General features: G+C 56.2%; 19 protein-coding genes and 1 other RNA gene. 13 read left to right on the top strand and 7 right to left on the bottom strand.

Annotated features, from left to right (window positions below; translation table 11 throughout):
• Positions 1-7 precede the first annotated feature (7 nt).
• Genes GJQ55_RS03190 through GJQ55_RS03180 form a run of 3 tightly spaced genes read right to left on the bottom strand, consistent with a single transcriptional unit; the run spans position 8 to position 2,219 of the window.
• A complete protein-coding gene (locus GJQ55_RS03190) occupies positions 8-307 on the bottom strand; it encodes an RnfH family protein (RefSeq protein WP_228346071.1) in 300 nt (99 codons plus the stop codon).
• Positions 300-731 (bottom strand): type II toxin-antitoxin system RatA family toxin, encoded by a 432-nt coding sequence (locus GJQ55_RS03185; RefSeq protein WP_228346070.1) that lies wholly within the window; start codon positions 729-731, stop codon positions 300-302. Before GJQ55_RS03185 ends, GJQ55_RS03190 begins: the two co-directional genes overlap by 8 nt.
• 12 nt (positions 732-743) lie before the next feature.
• Entirely contained in the window at positions 744-2,219 is a 1,476-nt protein-coding gene (locus GJQ55_RS03180) for a sodium-dependent transporter (protein ID WP_228346069.1), read from the bottom strand.
• A gap of 152 nt (positions 2,220-2,371) precedes the next feature.
• On the opposite strand from GJQ55_RS03180, the gene smpB reads away from it, so the two are divergent.
• The 9 genes from smpB to GJQ55_RS03135 all read left to right on the top strand — a co-directional run bounded on the left by smpB (position 2,372) and on the right by GJQ55_RS03135 (position 15,063).
• A complete protein-coding gene (gene smpB, locus GJQ55_RS03175) occupies positions 2,372-2,854 on the top strand; it encodes an SsrA-binding protein SmpB (protein WP_228346068.1) in 483 nt (160 codons plus the stop codon).
• 104 nt (positions 2,855-2,958) lie between these two features.
• Positions 2,959-3,314, top strand: a transfer-messenger RNA (tmRNA) gene (gene ssrA, locus GJQ55_RS03170).
• 405 nt (positions 3,315-3,719) lie between these two features.
• The gene (locus GJQ55_RS03165) at positions 3,720-5,216 is read left to right on the top strand and encodes a phospholipase D family protein (RefSeq protein ID WP_228346067.1); all 1,497 of its coding nucleotides are present in this window, start codon (positions 3,720-3,722) and stop codon (positions 5,214-5,216) included.
• Positions 5,217-5,579: 363 nt separating this feature from the next.
• Positions 5,580-7,193, top strand: a complete 1,614-nt coding sequence (locus GJQ55_RS03160) for an FAD-dependent oxidoreductase (protein ID WP_228346066.1) — start codon at positions 5,580-5,582, stop codon at positions 7,191-7,193.
• Positions 7,194-7,195: 2 nt separating this feature from the next.
• A complete protein-coding gene (locus tag GJQ55_RS03155) occupies positions 7,196-8,353 on the top strand; it encodes an L-lactate dehydrogenase (RefSeq protein WP_228346065.1) in 1,158 nt (385 codons plus the stop codon).
• A 171-nt stretch (positions 8,354-8,524) separates the two neighbouring features.
• Positions 8,525-10,183 (top strand): acetolactate synthase large subunit, encoded by a 1,659-nt coding sequence (locus GJQ55_RS03150; protein ID WP_228346064.1) that lies wholly within the window; start codon positions 8,525-8,527, stop codon positions 10,181-10,183.
• Positions 10,184-10,242: 59 nt separating this feature from the next.
• Complete coding sequence (locus GJQ55_RS03145) at positions 10,243-11,061, top strand: SIR2 family NAD-dependent protein deacylase (protein ID WP_228346063.1); 819 nt, start codon at positions 10,243-10,245, stop codon at positions 11,059-11,061.
• A gap of 103 nt (positions 11,062-11,164) precedes the next feature.
• Positions 11,165-12,874, top strand: a complete 1,710-nt coding sequence (locus GJQ55_RS03140; RefSeq protein WP_228346062.1) for a PAS domain-containing sensor histidine kinase — start codon at positions 11,165-11,167, stop codon at positions 12,872-12,874.
• Positions 12,871-15,063: an EAL domain-containing response regulator gene (locus GJQ55_RS03135; protein WP_228346061.1), complete on the top strand. Its 2,193-nt coding sequence runs from the start codon at positions 12,871-12,873 to the stop codon at positions 15,061-15,063. The genes GJQ55_RS03140 and GJQ55_RS03135 overlap by 4 nt, the downstream gene beginning before the upstream one ends.
• 58 nt (positions 15,064-15,121) lie before the next feature.
• Here GJQ55_RS03135 and efp read toward each other — a convergent pair whose 3' ends face one another.
• The 3 genes from efp to GJQ55_RS03120 form a co-directional block, all read right to left on the bottom strand.
• Positions 15,122-15,688 (bottom strand): elongation factor P, encoded by a 567-nt coding sequence (gene efp / locus GJQ55_RS03130; RefSeq protein WP_228346060.1) that lies wholly within the window; start codon positions 15,686-15,688, stop codon positions 15,122-15,124.
• Between the two features lie 41 nt (positions 15,689-15,729).
• Positions 15,730-16,881: an elongation factor P maturation arginine rhamnosyltransferase EarP gene (gene earP / locus GJQ55_RS03125; protein ID WP_228346059.1), complete on the bottom strand. Its 1,152-nt coding sequence runs from the start codon at positions 16,879-16,881 to the stop codon at positions 15,730-15,732.
• Positions 16,882-17,000: 119 nt separating this feature from the next.
• Entirely contained in the window at positions 17,001-17,144 is a 144-nt protein-coding gene (locus GJQ55_RS03120) for a hypothetical protein (RefSeq protein WP_228346058.1), read from the bottom strand.
• Positions 17,145-17,299: 155 nt separating this feature from the next.
• On the opposite strand from GJQ55_RS03120, the gene GJQ55_RS03115 reads away from it, so the two are divergent.
• Both GJQ55_RS03115 and GJQ55_RS03110 read left to right on the top strand, forming a co-directional pair.
• On the top strand, positions 17,300-18,229 hold the full coding sequence (locus GJQ55_RS03115; RefSeq protein WP_228346057.1) for a ZIP family metal transporter: 930 nt from the start codon (positions 17,300-17,302) through the stop codon (positions 18,227-18,229).
• 62 nt (positions 18,230-18,291) lie between these two features.
• Entirely contained in the window at positions 18,292-18,768 is a 477-nt protein-coding gene (locus tag GJQ55_RS03110; RefSeq protein WP_228346056.1) for a Dps family protein, read from the top strand.
• Between the two features lie 91 nt (positions 18,769-18,859).
• On the opposite strand, the gene GJQ55_RS03105 is transcribed toward GJQ55_RS03110, so the two are convergent.
• The gene (locus GJQ55_RS03105) at positions 18,860-19,801 is read right to left on the bottom strand and encodes a hypothetical protein (protein WP_228346055.1); all 942 of its coding nucleotides are present in this window, start codon (positions 19,799-19,801) and stop codon (positions 18,860-18,862) included.
• A gap of 190 nt (positions 19,802-19,991) precedes the next feature.
• On the opposite strand from GJQ55_RS03105, the gene GJQ55_RS03100 reads away from it, so the two are divergent.
• Both GJQ55_RS03100 and GJQ55_RS03095 read left to right on the top strand, forming a co-directional pair.
• Positions 19,992-20,642, top strand: a complete 651-nt coding sequence (locus tag GJQ55_RS03100; protein WP_228346054.1) for a c-type cytochrome — start codon at positions 19,992-19,994, stop codon at positions 20,640-20,642.
• Positions 20,643-20,654: 12 nt separating this feature from the next.
• Positions 20,655-21,644 carry a c-type cytochrome gene (locus GJQ55_RS03095; protein WP_228346053.1) on the top strand — a complete coding sequence of 330 codons (990 nt, stop codon included), beginning with the start codon at positions 20,655-20,657 and terminating at the stop codon, positions 21,642-21,644.
• The last annotated feature ends 58 nt before the right edge of the window (positions 21,645-21,702 follow it).

Raw genomic sequence — 21,702 nt, 5'->3', positions numbered from 1 at the left:
CAACCGGTCAGCTGTCTTTCGCGGCTTTGGCAGCGCGGTTGGCCCGTGCCTGCTTCGGATCAATCAGCAACGGCCGGTAGATTTCTACCCGGTCGCCTGCTTTCAGCACATCGGTTTCCGGTGTGCGCGTCGCTTTACCAAACACACCAAACTTAGCTTCCTGCAAATCCAGCTCCGGAAACTCCGCCTCAATACCGGATTGCTTAACCGCATCCAGCAAGGTCGTACCGTCCTCGACTTCCAGACTCAGAATTTTCTGTTTGTGTGGCAGCGCGTAGGCCACTTCAACGCTGATCATTTCAGCCATAAATCTGCTTCGCCCGTTTTACAAATGCATCCACCATCATATTGGCGATCTGCTTGAAGACCATCCCCATCGCCGCCCCAGCCAGACGGTTACTCATTTCAAACTCCATCTCCAGCGTCACTTTGCAGGCAGTGTCAGACAGTGCCTGAAAGGTCCAGATACCGGAAAAGCGACTGAACGGCCCGTTCAGCAACCGCATTTCCATCCGCTCTGGCCGCAGCAGCGTATTGTGAGTGCTGAAACTCTGATTCACCCCGGCTTTGGCAATGGTCAGCGTGGCCTCGATAAAATCGTCACCCTCGGCCAGCACCTCGGTCGCCGAGCAGCCATCCAGAAATTCCGGATAACGGCGCACATCATTCACCAGATCAAACATCTGGCTGGCAGAATACATCACCAGAGCACTGCGGCTGATGCTGGTCATAAGTGTCTCCCCTTACAGCAAGCCACTGATGAAAATATAGAAAATGGCCAGTGGTGAAACAACACGCAACATAAAACGCCATAAGCTGAGCAACCAGGAAGGCTGCAGCCGCGATTCATCCGCCACACTCTTACGGGTCATAAACCAACCGGCAAACAAGGCAATCAGCATTCCGCCCAGTGGCATCATGATGTTGGAGGTAAGGAAATCCAGCATCCCGAAAAAGGTTTTACCTTCAACCTGATAAGTGCGCTCTTCCTGTACCGGTAAGGATGCTTTCAGTGCAGCAACGTCAGCGTACCAGTGCAGCTCTGAATGCAGCACCTCACCCTGACTATCCAGCGTTTTCACCTGCACAAACACCTGCTTGTCGCTGATGACATTAAAAGACAGCACCGTACCAATACCGATCAGCCAGGCCAGACCACAGACAGCAACGGTCGCCTGAATCCGTGAAAAGCCTTTTTCAACCGCCCAGGCCACCGCCGGCTCAGCAATGGAAATAGCCGAAGTCCAGGCCGCCACCAATACCAGTACAAAGAACACCGCACCGATCAGATTGCCGGCAGGCAGAGAGCCGAAGGCAATCGGCAAGGTCTGGAAAATCAGCCCCGGACCGGCACCCGGCTCAAGACCATTGGAAAAGACAATGGGGAAAATAATCAGGCCAGCAATCAGGGCCACCAGCGTATCCAGCAAGGCCACCGCCAGTACGGTTTTACCCAGCGAGGCTTTTTTCGGCATATAAGCCCCATAGGCCATGATCGCGCCCATACCGATACTGAGGGTAAAAAACGCATGCCCCAGCGCCACGACAAAACTGGTACCGGTAATTTTTTCCGGCTCAAAGCTGAACATAAAATTCCAGCCCTGAGTAAACCCCGGCGTAGTCAGCGCATAACCGAACAGCAGAATCAGCATTACAAACAAAGCAGGCATCAGCATTTGCACACCATTTTCCAGGCCGCGGTTAACGCCCAACGCAATAATGCTGCCAGTCAGCAACAAAAACAGAGTATGCAGTGCCATTAAGGCCCAGGGCGAGGCGAGCAATGCCGCAAAACTGGCCGTTGCCACCTCGGGGCCAGCCCCGGTAAACACCCCGGCCGCCATCTTGCCAGCGTACGCCAGCGTCCAGCCCGCAATCACACTGTAAAACGACAGAATAAAGAAGCCGGCAGCCGCCCCCATCCAGCCGATGCCAATAAAGGCCTTAGGCGCTTTAAATTCATGAGTCAGGTTTTGCATCGTATGGATCGGGCTGCGACGGCCTTTACGGCCCATCATAATCTCAGCCATCATCACCGGAATGCCCGCCACCAGAATGCATAACAGATACATCAGGACAAAAGCACCACCACCGTTTTCACCGGTAATGTAGGGAAACTTCCAGATATTCCCCAACCCCACCGCCGAACCGGTGGCTGCCAGAATAAAGGTCCAGCGTCCCCGCCAAATACCGTGTACACCCGCTTCGCCAGTACTCATAGTGTTTCCGATCGCGCAAAAGCGGCTATTGTCGTGGATTTACCCGCCTTGCTCAACTTTAAACCACCGCCAGAGTGGCTCAGGATACCTGCCATCCTTGTCACAACAGGCCCCCCTGCCTTTTCAGATAACCCTCAGTTATACTCGCGCCCATGACTACCAAGAAAAAACCCAAGGCCAATGGCGGCACCATTGCCCTGAACAAAAAAGCCCGCCACGACTTCTTTATCGAAGAAAAGATAGAAGCTGGTATTGCCCTGACCGGCTGGGAAGTTAAATCCCTGCGTGAAGGTAAAGTGCAGCTGCTGGATTCCTACGTCGACTTCCACCGCGGTGAAGCCTACCTCACCGGCGCGCTTATTACGCCGCTGCAGCAGGCCTCTACCCACACAGTGTGCGAACCGCGGCGGCAGCGTAAATTGCTGCTGCACAAGCGGGAACTGGAACGGTTGCAACAAAAAATTCAGGCCAAAGGCTATACCTGCGTATGCACCGCCCTGTACTGGAAAGGCGTGCACGTAAAAGCCGAAATAGCCCTGGCCAAGGGCAAGCAAAGCCACGACAAACGCGACACCGCGAAAGACCGTGACTGGGCCAAACAAAAAGAGCGCATCATGAAGCATTCCGTGCGCTGAGCACGGCGGCTGTGATAAACTCTTTTTCGTTATGTGGGGAACTTGAAAAGCGACAGCTTGTCCCTATATACGGAACAACACCGTAGTTGCGGTTGACAGAATTCGGGGATGATCAGGATTCGACGTCGATTACAAAGCTATGGGTGCATGCCGAGAGGGTACGGTGATCTCGTAAATAAACGCTGTACACAGTTATAGTCGCAAACGACGAAACTTACGCACTAGCGGCTTAAGCCCGCTTACCTCTGAACCCAGGTGCCTGTAGCTGGGGGACGAGGGCGACGTATTACAGGCTCGCCCGGAGGCTTCGCTCGTAGCTAAAGGGTCAAACTTAACCGAGCTCGTTCTGAACGGCCTGCCCCTCGGCCCGTGACGAACTAAATCAATAGAGACGGCTAAGCATGTAGATCCTCTAGTGGAGGATTGGCGGACGGGGGTTCAAATCCCCCCATCTCCACCAAATAAAAGAAAAGGCCCGACGCGCAAGCGCCGGGCCTTTTCTTTTATCCGCTGCGCGGGAATTCCGGACTCGTTCAGTTGGGCTATGAAAACCTTCCCTGGTTTTCACCCGAGGCTCGCTGCGCTCATGCAAAAACGCTCCCGGCGTTTTTGGCACCAAACGGCAGGATAGCCGTTTGGAACTGCGCAGCAGCCCGAAGGGCGAGGCACATGGATGTGCCGAGTACAATCCCCCATCTCCGCAGCTGCGCGGGATTCTTAACCTGCCACAGCTGGACTATGAAAACCCTCCTTCATTTTTGCCTCATAGCAATCAACGCCAGTGCCGCTACAATGCCATAACGCCATGGTTATCAGCGATACAATTATGTCCCGGCATCTGTTCATTTTCTGGATCTGTTTCAATATGGTCACTTTAACCGGCTGCAGTCTTCCGGCCATCAAAGAGACACCGGAGTCTGTCTACTTACCACATCATGAAGCGGCAAGTACCAGGCTTGGTCGGAGCATTACACCGGTGGTGGCACAACATCCGGAGTTATCGGGTTTTTACCCACTCAATCATTCATTAGATGCCTTTGCTTCACGCATGCTACTCATCGCAGCAGCGGATAAAACTCTGGATGTGCAGTACTACATCTGGCGCCGTGATCTGACCGGATTGCTGTTATTACAGGCATTATATGAAGCTGCTGAGCGGGGAGTAAGGGTAAGGTTATTGCTGGATGACAACGGCACCAGTGGTCTGGATGATATTCTTGCCAGCCTGAACAATCATCCAAATATCCAGGTAAAACTATTTAATCCCTTTACCAACCGCCAGATAAAAATCAGTCGTTTTCTATGGGATTTCCGCCTGGCTAACCGGCGCATGCATAACAAATCCATCATTGCGGATAACAGTGTTGCTATTGTTGGTGGCCGTAATATTGGCAATGAATATTTTGGTGCTGACGATGGTTTTTTATTTAATGACCTGGATGTACTGGCGATCGGTGCTGTCATTAATGAAACTTCAGCCGACTTCGATCGTTATTGGAACTTTCAACTGGCCTACCCGGTTAATCAAATCATAGATTCCGATTCTGAAACATTCTCCGGCCAACTTCCAGACGATCTCAAAAATATACACACCAACTCTGCCAGCCAGCATTATATGACAGCTGTTGAGAATTCAGCGCTGGTGAAGAAACTGATCAATCAGGAGGAATTTTTACACTGGAGTAAAATTGAACTGGTCAGTGATGATCCTAAAAAAATAACCAATTCTTCTATTCCAAAACAGTATTTGTTATTCCAGATGAATAATATTATTGGCAAACCACAGCACCGACTGGACATTGTTTCCCCCTATTTCGTGCCAGGTAAAAAAGGGTTAAAGCACTTAACGGAGTTACGGCAGCAAGGTATTGATATCCGCATATTGACCAATTCCCGTGAAGCCACCGATGTAATTGCCGTGCATTCCGGTTATGCCCGATATCGTAAACCACTGCTACAGGCGGGCATTCAGTTGTATGAAATGCAGCGTGAACCAACCGCTGCCATGCAACCGGAAAAATCGCGCTTATTTGGCAGTTCCGCGACCAGTCTGCATGCCAAAACCTTTGCGATTGATGGTCAGCGGGTATTTATTGGTTCTTTTAATTTTGATCCTCGCTCGGCTTTGTTGAACACCGAAATGGGTTACATCATTCACAGCTCTGAACTGGCCAACAGCATTCACAAGACCTTTACCGATCAGGTTCCGGCAGAATCCTATCAGCTGACCCTATCCACTGATGAGAAACTGCGCTGGCAGCAGGCGGATGGGATGGTTTATCAACGCGAACCCGGCAGCAGCTTCAGTGGTGATTTACTGCTGAACATTCTTTCTGTGCTACCCATTGAAGGGCTGCTTTGAGCCCAGGGAGCCTCTGAATAACTCTGCACAACTCTGCGCGAGTCTTTCCGGGCTGTAGGGCAAGGCGGCGAACGCAGAGAATGGCGAGCCATTTTCAAGTCCGCCAACGCCGCTATACGGCCCGGAAAGCCGCGCCCTACGGGGATTCCTGACTCGGTGTCGCCGGGTTTTGACTGAACCCGCTATGCCTGCAACCCGGCTTCGTGATTCAGAACCTCCCTGCAATCCAGAGCGGGCACCGAGTTATTCAGAGTCTCCCTAAGGGCCGGAAAAATCAAACAGCTCGTCCCCAAAGGTCAATCTTCCGGCGCCAACGCGCTATATTCTGGTTACCAATAACAATAATCAGATAAGGGCTTATGCATGTCCGGTTCAATGTCATCCGATGTTCTGGTAATCGGCGGTGGTATCGCTGGTATCGTTACTGCGCTGGAGCTGCTGCGTGCTGGTAAGCGCGTTACGCTGGTCGACCGCGACAGCCCTGAGCGCCTCGGTGGGCTGGCGTTGTGGGCTTTTGGTGGTATGGCACTAATCGACACGCCGCTGCAACGCAAAATGGGCATTGCCGATTCGCCGCAGCGCGCGCTGCGCGACTGGGTCCGCTTTGGCGAGCTGGACGTCAACGACGAGCACTCGCTGGCCTGGGCAAAGTACTACGTTGAGCATTCACGCACCGAGGTGCACGACTGGCTGCAAAGCGAAGGCATTAAATTCATGCCGGCGGTGAACTGGGTCGAGCGCGGTCTGCACGGCGACGGTAACAGCGTGCCGCGTTATCACGTGGTGTGGGGCACCTCGCGTGAGCTGACCCGGGTAATGATTGCCGCCATGCACAAAGCCGCAGGCGATGGCCGTTTAACCCTGCTGCACAACCACAGCATTACCGGCATCGAGCAAAGCGGTGGTGTCGTGACCGGCGCCCACGGCATCAATGACAAAACCGGCGAGCACGTGCAGTTTCAGGCGTCTACCGTGGTGCTGGCCACCGGTGGGCTCAATGGTAATCACGAACAAACCCGCGCCAACTGGCCGAAAGACCGTCCGCTGCCGGCCACCATGCTGAACGGCGCACACCCGCTGGCCGACGGCAATCTGCATCATGAGGTGGCAGACAAACTGGGCGGTCATATCGTGAATGCCGGCGAAATGTGGAATTACGCCGCCGGTTTTCCGCATCCTTTCCCGCATTTTAAAGGGCATGGGTTGTCCACCATTCCATGCAAATCGGCGCTGTGGCTGGACCACCGCGGCAAGCGCATCGGCCCGCAGCCGCTGGTCACAGGGTTTGATACGCACTGGTTGTGTCAGCGTGTAGCGGAACAGGAAAAACCCTGGACCTGGCATCTGCTGAACTGGCGCATCGCCGCCAAAGAATTCGCCATTTCCGGCGCGGAACACAACCAGCGCATCCGCGATAAACAGTTCCCGCTGTTCCTGAAAGAATTACTGCTCGGCAATCACCGTCTGGTGCGCCAGATGGCCAACGAAAGCACGCATTTTCTGGTGGCCGACACCCTCAGTGAACTGGCCGATAAAATGAACGCCCTCACCTGCTCGCTGGATATCGACCCGGCCGTCTTACAGGCCACGGCCGACGTGTTCGACGCCAATTTTGCCAAGGGCAATAAGCTGGAAAACGACGACCAGATCCGCCGCATTCTGCACGCCCGCCAGTGGGGGCCGGATCGTCTGCGCACCTGCAAACCGACACCGCTGCAAAAGCCCGGCACCGGCCCCTTTATTGCCATTCATATGCAACTGATTACCCGTAAGAGTCTGGGCGGTTTGCGCACCGATTTAAGCAGCCGCGTGCTGGGGCCGGACAACCAGCCGCTACCGGGGCTGTATTGTGTGGGTGAAGCCGCCGGTTTTGGTGGCGGTGGCAGTAATGGCAAACGCTCGCTGGAGGGCACCTTCCTGCCCGGCTGTATTCTTACCGCCCGCGCTGCTGCGCGCTCAATTCTGAACGGAGGTTAACCATGCCGCTGACCTACCCGGCTACCGCCGCCGATTATCAGCAACTCGCCCGCCAGCGTTTACCACGCTTTCTGGCCGATTATCTGGATGGTGGCGCCACCGATGAACACACCTTGCGCGCTAACGACAGCGCCTGGGCTGGCATCCGCTTGCGCCAGCGCGTGCTGGTGAACGTCGATCAGGTCGATACCGGCACCACCCTCGTCGGTCAGAACTGCCGCATGCCCGTGGTGCTGGCCCCGGTAGGGCTGGCCGGCATGATGGCCAAACGCGGCGAAGTGCAGGCAGTGCGCGCCGCCAATGCCGCCGGGGTGCCCTTTACGCTCTCCACCGTCGGCATCTGCCCGCTGGCCGAAGTGCAGGCCGCCAGCACGGCGCCGTTCTGGTTTCAGCTGTACATGATCCGCGACCGTGAACGCATTCAGAGCCTGCTGCAAACCGCCTGGAACAGCGGTTGCCGCACGCTGGTGTTCACCGTCGATTTACCCGTGCCCGGTATGCGTCACCGCGATACCCGCAACGGCCTTGCTGCCCAAGGCCTGCGGGCTGTGGCACTGAAAGCGCAACAGGTGCTCAGTCGTCCCGGCTGGCTGCTGAATGTAGCCATTGGCGGCAAACCGCTCACCTTCGGCAACCTCAGCGACGCGGTGCCCGGTGCGCGCAGTCTGGATGCGTTCAAAGCCTGGGTGGATGCCCAGTTCGACCCCACCGTCACCTGGGAAGACATCACCTGGCTGCGCGGCCAATGGCGCGGCAAGCTGCTGCTGAAAGGCATTCTGGATGCCGACGATGCCCGCCACGCCGTCGCCTGCGGTGCCGATGGCATCGTAGTGTCCAACCACGGCGGCCGTCAGCTCGATGGCGTCGCCGCAACGGCCAGCAAACTGCCCGACATTGTCGCGGCCGTCGGCGGGCAAACTGAGATTCTGGTGGATGGCGGCATCCGCAGCGGCGTGGATGTGTTCCGCGCGCTGGCGCTGGGTGCCAACGGTGTGATGATCGGCCGGCCCTGGGCCTGGGCGCTGGCCGCCGGTGGCGAAGCCGCGCTGACCAGCCTGCTGCACAGCTGGCAGCAGGAATTACGCCTCGCCATGATGATGACCGGTACCACGCGCATCACCGATATCGGTACTGAGCATCTGGATAACGGCACCGTTTAAGGGAAGCAGAAAAATCAGAAGGTCAGCGTCTGCGTCAGGGATGACAGCCGAGCCTACAGGGATGTACTGGCGGCGACTGACCGCTGTGTTTCTGCTTCGCTGTCACAAACAAAAGAAACGAACAACAGTAATAAACAACTCAACGAATTGAAGTAACCGCGGAGAATAACAATGACAAACGGCGCTCAAGCCCTGATGAAAACCCTGGTCGATGCCGGCGTGGAAGTCTGCTTCACCAACCCCGGCACCAGCGAAATGCACTTCGTGGCCGCTCTCGACAGCGAGCCGAAGATGAAAGCCGTGCTGGCCCTGTTTGAAGGTGTCGCCACCGGCGCCGCCGACGGTTACGCGCGCATGGCCGACAAACCCGCCGCCACCCTGCTGCACTTAGGTTGCGGCCTCGGTAATGGTCTGGCCAACCTGCACAACGCGCGTAAGGGCAAAGTGCCGGTGGTCAACATTGTCGGCGATCACGCCACTCACCATGTGCAATACGATGCCCAGCTGCAATCCGATATTGAAACCGTGGCCCGCAACGTCTCCCCCGGTTTTGTGCGCACCTCCAAAAGCACCGCCGCACTCAGTCAGGACGTGGCCGACGCCGTGGTTGCCGCCCGTGGTTACCCCGGCAGTGTCGCTACCCTGATTCTGCCGGCCGACGTCTCCTGGGGCGAAGGCGCTGTGCCCTGCGTGGTACCACCGCAGCCCAAAGCGCCGGTGGCTTCTGATGAGGTGGTGAACGCCATTGCCGACGCCATCCGCTCCGGCAAAAAAACCGCCCTGCTGCTGGGTGGTCGCTCGCTGCGTGAACCGAGCCTGCTGGCCGCCGCCAAGCTGGCCGCCCACAGCTGCGTAAAAATTCTGGCCGAAACTTTCCCCACCCGCATTGAGCGCGGCGCTGGTCTGCCGCCGGTGGAACGTCTGGCTTATCTGGCCGAACTGGCGGGTATTCAGCTGGCCGATATCGAGCACCTGATTCTGGTCGACTGCAAAGCGCCGGTATCCTTCTTCGCTTACCCGGGTAAAAAGAGCTACCTGGTACCGGATACCTGCACCGTGCACACCCTGGCGACTCCGGAACAAGACACTGCCGCCAGCCTGGAAAAACTGGCCGCGGCCGTCGGTGCTGCCAACACTGCGCCAGTGTTACAGGCCGCACAACGCCCGGGTCGCCCACGCGGCAAACTGACCGCCGAAAAAGCCTGTAAGGCCATCGCGCATCTGCTGCCCGACAACGCCATCATCGTCGACGAATCCATTACCTCCGGGCTGATGCTGAACGTGATGACGGCCGGCTGCCCGCGTCACGATATTCTGACCCTCACCGGCGGTGCCATTGGTCAGGGCTTACCGAATGCGGTGGGCGCGGCCATTGCCTGCCCCGACCGACCGGTGCTGGCATTAATCGGTGATGGCACGGCCATGTACACCATTCAGGCGCTGTGGACCATGGCGCGGGAAAACCTGAACGTCACCAGCGTGATTTTCAACAACGCCTCTTACTCCATTCTGAACGTGGAAGTGGAACGGGTCGGCGCGGTGGAAGTAGGCCCGAAAGCCAAGTCACAGCTCGACCTGCACGGCCCGGTGATGAACTTCGCCAATCTGGCGCAGGGCATGGGCGTACACGGTATGCGTGTGCACACGGTGGAAGAATTCTGCAAAGCGCTGGAATACGCCCAGAGCCAGCCCGGCCCGCATCTGATTGAAGCCATGATTCCGGAAGCGCTGAACGGCTTTAAACGCCGCATCATGCCGTGGATGCTGCGTGCGGTGCCGAACCTGCCGCTGGCCGCGACCCGGGCGCTGAAAAAGAAAATGGCGCCGTAAACTGGTGCCAACCCAAGCGCAGTGATTGAATAAGGCCAGATGAATCTGGCCTTATTTTTATGCGCGAATTAAACCTTGCTCTGCAACAGGCGGCCGACCTTATCGGTTCGGCAGATGCCTTGATTATTACCGCCGGCGCCGGCATGGGGGTAGATTCCGGGTTACCCGATTTCCGTGGCAATGAGGGCATGTGGCAAGCCTATCCGGCCCTGGGCCGGGCACGGATAGATTTTACTGAAATCGCCAATCCGCAGGCCTTTGCCGATGACCCGCAACTGGCCTGGGGCTTTTATGGCCACCGCCTGAAGTTATACCGCGACACCGTGCCGCACGCCGGTTTTGCGTTATTGCAACAATGGGCCAGCACCATGCCACACGGCGCTTTTGTGTTTACCAGCAATGTCGATGGCCAGTTCCAGCGCGCCGGTTTCAATCCGGATCGCCTCATTGAATGCCACGGCTCCATTCATCACCTGCAATGCAGCAGCGGCTGCGATGATATCTGGCCAGCCGATGCCTTCACGCCAACCATTGATGCACAACAGTGCCGGCTGTTATCGCCACCGCCCCGCTGCCCGCACTGCGGCGCGCTGGCACGGCCCAATATCCTGATGTTCGATGACTGGCACTGGCTGGAACAACGCACCGCAGCACAGCTGCGCCGTTACCGGCAGTGGCGGCCGCAACCCAATCAGCCCGTCATTATTGAAATCGGAGCCGGCACCGCCATTCCCTCAGTGCGCCATTTTGGTGAACAACAACAAGTGCCGCTGATCCGCATGAATAAACGTGAAGCCGCCGTGCGCCGGCCGGACGATGTCGCCATCCCACTGGGCGGGCTGGAGGCACTGCAACAGCTGCAGAAATTACTGGACTGACAGCAGCGCACCCCGGTATTGCATCCACCGCGCTGCGGTAAGCATTTTGCCGCAGCCCCGCTACACTGAATGCGTTTTCCGGTGTGCAGGAGCCCGCCCGACCATGACCCAATCCACCCCCAACCAGCAACAGCTGTCCACGCTGTTGGGTGTTTACGAAGAAATGGTGGAAAGCGCCCACGACGGTATGCTGTTGGTAGAAGACAACATCATTATCGGCTGCAACCCCGCCGCCTGCGCCCTGTACGGTATTTCCCGCGATGAACTGATCGGCTTACATCCGGCAGACTTGTCACCGGAATTCCAGCCCGACGGCGAAAGCTCGGCCAGTAAGGGCAACCGTCTGATGGCCGCCGCCATGGCTGGCATACTGCAAAAATTTCACTGGCAGCACCTGCGCCGGGGTCATGGCGAATTTACCGCTGAAGTCAGTCTGAACCCGGCCCGCCCGATTGACCTGCCCGGCTTAGGGGTGCGCCCGCGCTATGTATCCATCATTCGTGACGTTACCGCCGCCCAACAACAAGCCGCCGCTCTGCGCGACAGCGAAATCCGCTTTCGCCAGCTGTTCGATGAAGCGCCGGTGGCGCTGGCGCTGATCGGCGGCGATGCGGTGATTGCCCGCAACAAACACTGGTACAGCCTGTTTGGTTACCCGGCCGAACAAATGACCAGCGTCGAAGACTGGTGGCTGTCCGCCTACCCCGACGAAGAATACCGTCGCGAAGCCCGCAGCGCCTGGGATGCCAGCCTCGCCGAAATGCCCAATAACGACAATACACTGGGATCGCGCGAGTACCGGGTGCGTTGCGCCAACGGTGAAGACCGGCATGTTCTGATCGGCGGCGCCGCAGTCGGTCAGGAGCTGATGGTCAGCTTTCACGATATGACCGAACAACATCAGGCGCAGCAGGCACTGGCCCAGCTGAACGATCAGCTGGAGCAACGGGTACAGTCCCGTACCGCCGAGCTGCAACAAGCGGTGGAGCATCTGCGCCGCACACAACAGGATCTGGTGCGGTCGGAAAAACTGGCGGGCCTGGGCGCTCTGGTCGCCGGTATTGCCCACGAACTGAACACGCCCATCGGCAATGCCGTTATGGTTACCAGCTCGCTGCAAACCGCCGAACAACAACTGCGCGATGATCTGCACAACGGCCTGAAACGCTCCGTCTTCGAGCGTTTTCTGGGCGAACTGCAGGAAAGCACCATTATTATCGAACGCAATCTGCGCCGCGCGGCCGAGCTGATCAGTAGTTTCAAACAGGTGGCGGTCGACCAGTCCAGCTACCAGCGCCGGCGCTTTGATCTGGCCGAAGTGCTGCACGAACTGCGTTTAACCCTCAGCCCGTCCTTACGCAAAGCCCAGGTAGAGCTGAGCGAAGAAGCAACCCCCGGCCTGCAGATGGAAAGCTTCCCCGGTCCGCTGACACAGGTGCTGATGAACATCGTTAATAACGCCGTCATGCATGCCTTTGCCGACTGTACTCAGCCACAAATCCACATTCAGGCCGGCACCAGCAACAATGACGACGTATTTATCCGCATTGAAGACAACGGCTGCGGCATTGCCCCGGAACATCTGAGCCGGGTATTTGACCCCTTCTTTACCACCAAACTGGGTCAGGGCGGTTCCGGACTGGGGCTGCATATTGCCTACAGCCTCACCACCGAATTACTGGGTGGCCGTATTGATATTCACAGCCAGCCCGGGCAAGGCACCCGGCTGGAACTGCATTTACCCCGGCAGGCACCGGCAGCCACCGCGGCAGAACCGGCCGGCACTCACGCTGCTGTAAGGAACACCCTATGACCTCAGCTGATGATCTGTTGTTGTTTGTCGATGAAGATCAATCCCCTTCCGGCAACCCACAGGCCGGCTGGCTGGTATTAATTGTCGACGATGACCCCGATGTGCATCAGGCCACCGAGCTGGCGCTGCGCGGGTTACAGATTGAGCAGCGGCCACTGCAATTACTGCACGCGCACAGCGGTGCCGAAGCAGCCCGGCTGCTGCAACAAAACCCTGATATTGCCGTACTGCTGCTCGATGTGGTGATGGAAAGCGACGATGCCGGCCTGCAACTGGTGCAGCGTATCCGGCATGAACTGAACAACCCGCTGGTGCGCATTATTCTGCGTACCGGCCAGCCCGGTTATGCGCCGGAAATGAACACCATCCGCGATTACGATATCAACGATTACAAAACCAAATCCGAACTAACCCGCACCCGTCTGTTTACCAGCCTGACCACCGCCATCCGCACCTACCGGCAGATGCGCGAACAGGCTGAGATGCGCCGCGGGCTGGAAACCGTGGTAAGTGCCAGCACCGAATTAACCCGGCTGCAGGGCATGCAGCGATTTGCCGACGGCGTGGTGCGGCAGTTATCAGTGTTACTGGGGGTCAGCCCGGAGGGCCTGATCTGCGCCGAAGACGGCGATGACAGCGGCGCACCGGCACGGGTTATTGCCGCCGCCGGACATTTTGGTCATCTGGTGAACGAGCCCCTGCATCACCTGCCAGCCCCTGTTCATCAATTACTCAGCCGCTGTCTGCAGCAACGCAGCAGCCTGTTTGAACAAGGGTTGGCGCTGTATTTCCCCACCAATACTCAACGCGGCCTGGCCGCCTACCTGGAATTACAACGCCCGCTACAGGAGACAGACCAGCATTTATTGCAGGTATTCTGCAGCAGCATGTCGGCTGGTTTCGATAATGTGATGCTGTACAGCCGCATGAACGAACAAACCTACACCGACCCCTTGCTGCATATTCCAAATATGAATCAGCTGCTGGAGTGGCTGCGCGATCCGCAACAGGTACGCGATGGCCGCACCCTGGCCATTCTTGATCTGGATGATTTTGCCGCCATCAACGACACCCTCGGTCATAGCTTTGGTGATGAATTATTGCAGGCCGTTTATCAGCGCCTGCAGCAGCATCTGGCCGATTGTTTACTGGCCCGTATCGGCAGCGATATTTTTGCCCTGCTGGGACCGGAAGAACACATTACTCCGGAAATATTAACGGAATTATTCAGCAGCGCCTTTCCGGTTGGCCAACAACCGGTACGTTTGTCCGCCACCAGCGGCCTGGTGCAATTAAATGGCCGCTGTGCCAACGGCTCAGAAATATTAAAAGATGCGCATCTGGTACTGAAACAAACCAAATTGACCCAGCGTGGCAGCGCTAATTATTTTTCCCCGAAATTAGGCCAGCAGGCACGCGAGCGTATGCGGTTAATGACCGCACTGCGCGAAGCTTTTAATCAGACCCAGCTGTTTTTGATGTACCAGCCGAAAATTGATTTACGCAACGGTAAAACCAGTGGTTTTGAAGCGTTGTTACGCTGGCGCAATAACGAAGGTGATATGATTCCGCCCGACCGTTTTATTCCGCTGGCAGAAAAATCCGGCCTGATCATTGCGCTGGGTTATTTTGTCTTGCGCCAGGCCTGCGCCTGTTTATTCCGCCTGCGCCAACAAGGCCACAATAACTTAACCATGGCCATTAACGTCTCGCAGGTACAGCTGCGCGAAACCGATTTTACCGAACAACTGCAGCAGATCGTGCAGGACAGCCAGGTGCCGGCGGAGGCCATTGAACTGGAAATTACCGAATCGGTTGCGGCCGAAGATTTTAATTTTCTGGTGCAGCGTCTGAATGAAATCCGCGCACTGGGGTTTGGCATTGCCATTGACGATTTCGGTACCGGTTTTTCTTCGCTGGGTGTACTGCGGCACCTGCCGGCAACCCGGCTGAAAATTGACCGGGTTTTTATCAATGAAATGCACAGCGATGACAGCATCGCCAGAATGGTTATCAGCCTGGGACACAGCCTGGCCATGCAGATTACCGCCGAAGGTGTTGAAACCAGCGAGCAACAGCAAAAACTGCAGCAACTGGGTTGTGATGAAGGCCAGGGCTGGCTGTACGCACCGGCACTGCCGGAAAAAGAGTTGCCGGACTGGCTTGTAACACCAGCGCCGGCCGGATAACAGGCATAAAAAAAACCGCCACGGCAGCACCGGGGCGGCTTTTTACAGCAACAGCGGATCAGTTCTTGGCGCGGCCTTTGAACTCACCGGTGCGGGTGTCAATTTCGATGGCATCACCAATTTCAACGAAAGCAGCCACAGACAGCTCGTAACCGTTGTTCAGCTTGGCCAGCTTCATCACTTTACCAGAGGTGTCACCACGCACAGCCGGTTCGGTGTAAGACACGGTACGGACGATGGTGGTCGGCAGTTCAACGCTGATGGCTTTGCCTTCGTAGAAGGTGGCTTCGCATACGTCAGTCATGCCGTCTTCGATGAAGTTCAGTACGTCACCCAGGTTTTCTTTTTCCACTTCTACCGGGTTGTATTCTTCGTCCATGAACACATACAGCGGGTCCTGGAAGTAAGAGTAAGTTACCTGACGACGCTCCAGAATAACCTGGTCGAATTTGTCGTCGGCCTTGAATACCGGCTCCTGAGTAGCGCCGGTCAGCAGGTTTTTCAGCTTCATTTTCATTACTGAAGCGTTACGGCCGGATTTGTTGAATTCGGCTTTCAGAACGATCCAGGGCTGACCTTGCAGGCTCATCACCGAGCCAGCGCGGAACTCTTGTGCAGTTTTCATAGCAATATACCGATTAATCAGGGTTAAAAAGTCGGCCAGCACTATACCCGATTTACCACCTGTTGCACCAGATTTGCCGCCAGATCCCCCAGCTGTAACAGGCCTTGTTGCCATTCACTGGCATGCTGTTGCCAGCCCTGCGGGGCAGCCAGTAAGGGCTGTAAATCCGGCATCGGGAGTCCCGGCTGGTTCCAGCCGCGGAACAGGGGCAGCAACGATTCGCGCAGCTCCGGTGCGGCCGCTTGCAGGTACAACGCCATGAACGCTTCCAGCTTCACCAGATGCGCATCCTCTTCCTGCTGGTAGATATGCCACAACATGGGTTTACCGAGCATCTGCGCGCGCACGAAGGATTCCTCGCCGCGCACACAGTTCAGATCGCACAGGGCCAGCAGGCGGTCGTATTGCGGCTGCGACAGAAACGGCAGCGTGCACAGCGTTAAAGCGCCACGCTGCTGCGGCTGTCCGACCGGCAGGGGTTGCTGCAGCCACGCTTCTACACCGGCCGAAATACGCCCCTGCGGAATCAGCAGGCACACGGGCTGCGGCCCCTGTTTTAATTGTTCCAACAGGTGCGGCAAGGCCGGATTTTCATAAGCAAACAGGCTGATCAGGCGGGTGTTATCGGCAATATTGTGCACACCGTAGAGCGCCAGTTCGGCGGTACGTGCCTCGGCACTGGCCAATTCCTGCGCCAGCGCCGGCAGGCCGGCATCAAACAACAGGCCGCCAGTGCCCTCGGTAAACCCCGGAAAGAAGAAGGTTTTGTTCATTCCGTGCACCGGCGACGGGCTGCCGTGGCAACTGCGCACCCAGTCTTCCGCGCTCAGGTATTCCAGATTGATCCACACCGGCTGCTGCCCACGCCGCTGCGTCAGTTGCTGCATAAAGTGCAGATACCGTGGCGGCAGCTCGCAGGCAAAGGTTTCCACCACCACCTCGGGCTCGTCGGCCGGCAGACTGAAATCCTCGTCCCAGCGATACACCGCGATCCCCTGCACCTGTTGCTGTGGCAGCGCCGGATTCACACCGGGTTCCAGCGCGGCAAAGCTGGCGAGGTCATCCACCCATAAACTGATCTGCTGACCATGCACCTGCTGTAACTGCTGCGCCAGTCGCCAGCACACGCCAATATCACCAAAGTTGTCGATTACGCGGCAAAACAGGTGCCAGCGCAGAGAAGCAGTCTGCATGGAAAAACGCCCGGCTGAAGGATCCGGAAACACCCGGAGAAAAGTTAGAAAGAGCGCATCATAGCGCCCCGGGAGAACTGAAACAAAAAGAGTCCCCGGATTGGCGTAACCCGTTCGTCTCAGGTGCGCAGCAGATCGTCCAGCCACGCCAGTGCTTCCGGCAGAGTGGCAAAGGCACGGCGCTGATAATCGTCCTGATGATCACTGATCATGTCGTCCAGCTGCAGCCGTTTCAGCAGCGACGGGCGTACACCTGCGCCCAACGGCCGCAAAAAAACCGTCAGCAGAGATCAGCTCAGCCTGTTCTGACTTATAGTTTTTAACTTTCGGTTAAATGACTTTAATTAAATGGATTCTATTAAGTCTGCCGCTAAACTGGGATCAACTGAACAGCACAAGGCAACGCCGGGAAACCACTATGGAACTCAGTCAACACTCTGCGACTACCTGGTTTGATGATCTGCGCCAACACGCAGCCGATCACCCCTACGCCGCAGCAGGCTTACTGGCCGGCTTGGCTCTGGTGGCAGTGCTGCTGGTGCAAAGCCTGATCAACGTGCTGACCACCGACAACAGCCTGTTCACCCGCTACGCCCTGCTCGGCGGCACCGCCGGTTTTCTGGCCACCACACTGGGCGCGTTGCCGGCGCTGTTTCTAAAACGGGTATCGCAAAGTGCCGAAGACGCCATGCTGGGCTTTGCCGCCGGCATGATGCTGGCCGCCGCCGCGTTCTCGTTGTTGCTGCCAGGTATTGAAGCCGGTGAAAGCATCACCGGCAGTGCCATACAGGGCGGTGCTTTGGTGGTGTTCGGTATGCTGATGGGTGTGGCATTAATGCTGGGACTGGATGAGTTTACCCCGCACGAACACGGTACTACGGGCCCTTGCGGTGCCGGTCACGAACGCTGCAGCAAGGCCTGGTTGTTTGTGTTTGCCATGGCGCTGCACAACCTGCCGGAAGGCATGGCCGTTGGCGTCGGCTTTGCGCAGGGCGACTTAAGTGTGGGCCTGCCACTGGCCACCGCCATTGCCCTGCAGGACATTCCCGAAGGTTTAGCGGTCGCGCTGACACTGCGCGCCGTGGGTTTTACCCCGTTGTTTGCCGTCATTATTGCCGGCCTCAGCGGTTTACTGGAACCGGTGGGCGCTTTATTGGGTGCCGGTCTGGCCGGTGGTTTTATGCTGGCCTACCCGATCGGGCTGGGACTGGCCGGTGGCGCCATGCTGTTTGTGGTATCGCATGAAGTGATTCCGGAAACCCACCGCCATGGCCACCAGACCGTGGCCACACTCGGATTAATGGTGGGCTTTGCCTTAATGATGATGCTGGACACCACCCTCGGCTGAGGCCGGGGGGAACCTGAAAAACCCGACAAACTTTTCATAACAGAAACACACAGGAGTGACCTATGAGCAACGTGAATATTGGCATCAGTGCCGAACACCGTGAACAGATCAGTGCCGGCTTAGGCCGTCTGCTGGCCGACACCTACACCCTGTACTTAACCACCCATAACTTTCACTGGAACGTCACCGGGCCAATGTTCAACAGCCTGCACGCCATGTTTATGACCCAGTACACCGAGCTGTGGAATGCGGTTGATCCGATTGCCGAACGCATCCGTTCGCTGGGGCATATGGCACCGGGTTCGTACGCGCAATTTGCGCAATTAACCTCGCTGCCCGATGCGCCGGTGACACCGCCGAAAGCCAAAGAGATGATCCGCATTCTGGCCGATGGCCACGAAGCCACCGCCCGTACCGCGCGCGGATTATTCAAACTGGTGGACGAAGCCAGCGATGAACCGACCGCGGATTTATTAACCCAGCGCCTCACCGTGCACGAGCAAACGGCGTGGATGCTGCGGGCATTGCTGGAAGAGTAATGCCGTATTAACAGCGTTAACGCATAAAAAAATGGCGCCCTGATCAGGCGCCATTTTTTATTATCTGAAAAAGATTTCTATAACAGAAAAATCAGAAATCCCACTGCGTCCAGATACCCACTTCATTGGTTTCGGTTTCTTTCAACGCTGTTCTCGCCGTGCTTTGTTTACCGACCAGCGCTACCGTCACATAAGACGTCGCTTTCCAGTCGACACCCAACTGCAGGTAATCATTTTCATTAGCCGGGTTCAGCTTATTGCTGGGATCGGTTTGTTCGTAACGACCAAATACGGAATAACCAGGTTTAAAGACATAGCTGCCCCACACACTCCAGCCATGACTGCTGTCTTCAGGCACTTTACTGACCTGATTCCAGTTGTCATTGCGGGCGTATTCCGCTCCCAGACGCATGGTTTTAATCCGGTAACTTAACGCCACATTGTGGCGGCGGGCAGTGTGCAATCTGGGCTTATCATCTTTATCCTGCGCACGGGTACCTTCATAGTAGCCGGCGGCCAAATCCAGCCCCGGCAGAATATGCCAGACCCCCATCATCTCAATATCCAGCCTATCGCCTAAGGTTGGGCGCTGAAAACCACTGCCGGTAACCGCTGCCACACCAAAAGAAAATTGCCGGCCTTTATAGCCATAATGCAGGCCCGGGTCGGTGGGGCCGGCAAATCTGTTTTTCGGCGTCAGACTCGGATCTACATAACGGTAACCGACCCGCGGGGCCACGTAATCAATCCAGGGCAGTTCAGCGGTGCCGATTTTCAGGTACTGATTATTACCGCTGCCAAAGGAATATTGCGCATAGGCATGGCGGAACCATAAATCGGTCGGATCCTGCTGCCGTTGCCACTGCACATCGGTGGTGACTTTTAATTTCCAGCGATCACTGAATTTATGCTCAGCATCCAGATAAAAACGCTTTAAATCCGGTTGCCAGCCTTCAGCATCGGTACGACTTTGGTCTACCTGAATATTGCTGAAATTGGCAAAAATCTGGCTGGAAAAGATTGTTTCAGCCACGCTGGTTATTGGCATCATCGCCGTTGCAAACGCCAGAATCAGCGGCTTTTTTGGTAGATTTATGGAAATCACATTCACTCCTGATACAGGGAAAGTCAGAACTCGCCAAAAGTTCAATCTGCGCTAACATCAATAATAGACTAAGTTATATACTTATAAAGTTATAAATCCAAACAGGTAGGATCAACCGATGAAACGCAACCCCACTCTGCTGGCGGCACTTTGCTCCGCTGCACTCAGCCTCCCGGTGCTGGCCGCCGGCAATGCCGAACGCGGCCAACAATTGTCTATGCAGGGTGATGGCAGCGGCGCCCCCTGTATGGCCTGTCATGGTATGAACGGTGAAGGCAACGCCGCTGGTGCCTTTCCGGTAATTGCCGGTCAGGATGAAGGCTATATTTTCCGTAGTTTGCAGGCGTATCAGAATGGCACCCGGGTGAACCCGGTGATGAGCATGAACGTCGATAACTTTAAAGAACAGGATCTCCGCGATCTGGCGGCTCATTTTGCCCGCCTGCCGGCACCAGCACCGGCGCCTACCACCGCCAGCGCCGAACAGCTGGCATTGGGTAAACGCTTAGCCGAAATGGGCCAGTGGGATGATTACCTGCCTCCCTGCGCCAGCTGCCATGGCCCTGCCAATCAGGGCGTGGATGAAAACTTTCCCGGTATTGCTGGTCAGCACGCCAGCTACATCAAGCAGCAACTTCAGGCCTGGCAACAGGGTCAGCGTAAATCCGACCCGATACAGCTGATGGAAAACATCGCCAAACGCCTGAGCAATGAACAAATTGACGCCGTTGCTGCTTATCTGGCCAGCCAACCTGCTGCGCAGCAATAAGGAGAACCTGTTATGAACGCACTGAAAAAAATCACCATCGCTGTGGGTACTGTGGCCATTACCGGGTTCTCTGTGGGCGCATTGGCACAGCCGCATGGCGTTATCCTGCCGGCGTTTAAAGAAGGCCAGTATGTCCACAAAGCCCCCACGGTTGACGATATTAATGCCGATAAAAGTCTGCATCCGGAATTGCGCAAAGTGATTCTGAAAGGCCGCGATATGTTTATGGATACCCAGAAATACCGCGGCAAATATGTCTTTAACGACATGAGCTGTAAATCCTGCCACATGGGCGAAGGCCGTATGGCCTGGTCCGGCCCAGTCTGGCCAGCCGCCACCACCTTGCCCGATTTCCGTGGCAAAAACGGCCATGTGAATTCACTGGAAGAGCGTATTGTCGGCTGTTTCTCGTTCTCAATGAACGGCATCCCACCCGCCTATGGCAGTGACGATATGCTGGCCATTACCTCTTACCACCAGTACATGGCTAAAGGTGCCAAGGTGTATGACAGCAATATTGCCGGCCGTGGCTTTAACTCGTTGGGCAACCAGATGCCGAAAGACATCAGCTATGAAAAAGGCCAGCAGGTGTACACCGAAAACTGCCAGGTTTGTCATGGCGCTGACGGCGCCGGTAAAAAAGTCGATGGTAAAGTGGTATTCCCGGCACTGTGGGGGGATAACTCTTACAACTGGGGCGCCGGTATGATCCGGGTATTCACTGCCGCTTCCTTTATTAAAAACAATATGCCACTGGGTCAGCCGGGCCGTTTGTCCGATAAAGAAGCCTGGGATGTAGCGTTATACATTAACTCGCAAGAGCGCCCGCAAGACCCACGCTATACCGGTAATGCCAAGGAAACCCGGGAGAAATTCCTGAATTTCCATAAATTTTCTATGTACGGAACTGAGCGGAATGGAAAAATTCTGGGCCAGCACGATAACACCGGCTCAAAACCCATTCTGAAACCAGAACTGCTGAGACCCCGCAGTTTTGAATAAAATCGGCACCGTTAAATAAGCCCATAAAAAATCCCGCCCGGTAAAAACCGGGCGGGAT

This window comes from Venatoribacter cucullus (assembly GCF_016132445.1).
Lineage (GTDB): Bacteria > Pseudomonadota > Gammaproteobacteria > Pseudomonadales > Oceanobacteraceae > Venatoribacter > Venatoribacter cucullus.
Note: the sequence above shows the minus strand (reverse complement) of the source record. Positions and strands in the feature narration are given on the sequence as shown.

Excerpts from the sequence above, each read along its gene's own strand:
- GJQ55_RS03115 (WP_228346057.1), top strand. The coding sequence starts at position 17,300 with ATGGAACTCAGTCAACACTCTGCGACTACCTGGTTTGATGATCTGCGC.
- GJQ55_RS03150 (WP_228346064.1), top strand. The coding sequence starts at position 8,525 with ATGACAAACGGCGCTCAAGCCCTGATGAAAACCCTGGTCGATGCCGGC.
- earP (WP_228346059.1), bottom strand. The coding sequence starts at position 16,881 with ATGCAGACTGCTTCTCTGCGCTGGCACCTGTTTTGCCGCGTAATCGAC.
- efp (WP_228346060.1), bottom strand. The coding sequence starts at position 15,688 with ATGAAAACTGCACAAGAGTTCCGCGCTGGCTCGGTGATGAGCCTGCAA.
- GJQ55_RS03160 (WP_228346066.1), top strand. The coding sequence starts at position 5,580 with ATGTCCGGTTCAATGTCATCCGATGTTCTGGTAATCGGCGGTGGTATC.
- GJQ55_RS03190 (WP_228346071.1), bottom strand. The coding sequence starts at position 307 with ATGGCTGAAATGATCAGCGTTGAAGTGGCCTACGCGCTGCCACACAAA.
- GJQ55_RS03155 (WP_228346065.1), top strand. The coding sequence starts at position 7,196 with ATGCCGCTGACCTACCCGGCTACCGCCGCCGATTATCAGCAACTCGCC.
- smpB (WP_228346068.1), top strand. The coding sequence starts at position 2,372 with ATGACTACCAAGAAAAAACCCAAGGCCAATGGCGGCACCATTGCCCTG.
- GJQ55_RS03140 (WP_228346062.1), top strand. The coding sequence starts at position 11,165 with ATGACCCAATCCACCCCCAACCAGCAACAGCTGTCCACGCTGTTGGGT.
- GJQ55_RS03145 (WP_228346063.1), top strand. The coding sequence starts at position 10,243 with ATGCGCGAATTAAACCTTGCTCTGCAACAGGCGGCCGACCTTATCGGT.
- GJQ55_RS03110 (WP_228346056.1), top strand. The coding sequence starts at position 18,292 with ATGAGCAACGTGAATATTGGCATCAGTGCCGAACACCGTGAACAGATC.
- GJQ55_RS03165 (WP_228346067.1), top strand. The coding sequence starts at position 3,720 with ATGGTCACTTTAACCGGCTGCAGTCTTCCGGCCATCAAAGAGACACCG.
- GJQ55_RS03095 (WP_228346053.1), top strand. The coding sequence starts at position 20,655 with ATGAACGCACTGAAAAAAATCACCATCGCTGTGGGTACTGTGGCCATT.
- GJQ55_RS03135 (WP_228346061.1), top strand. The coding sequence starts at position 12,871 with ATGACCTCAGCTGATGATCTGTTGTTGTTTGTCGATGAAGATCAATCC.
- GJQ55_RS03180 (WP_228346069.1), bottom strand. The coding sequence starts at position 2,219 with ATGAGTACTGGCGAAGCGGGTGTACACGGTATTTGGCGGGGACGCTGG.
- GJQ55_RS03185 (WP_228346070.1), bottom strand. The coding sequence starts at position 731 with ATGACCAGCATCAGCCGCAGTGCTCTGGTGATGTATTCTGCCAGCCAG.
- GJQ55_RS03100 (WP_228346054.1), top strand. The coding sequence starts at position 19,992 with ATGAAACGCAACCCCACTCTGCTGGCGGCACTTTGCTCCGCTGCACTC.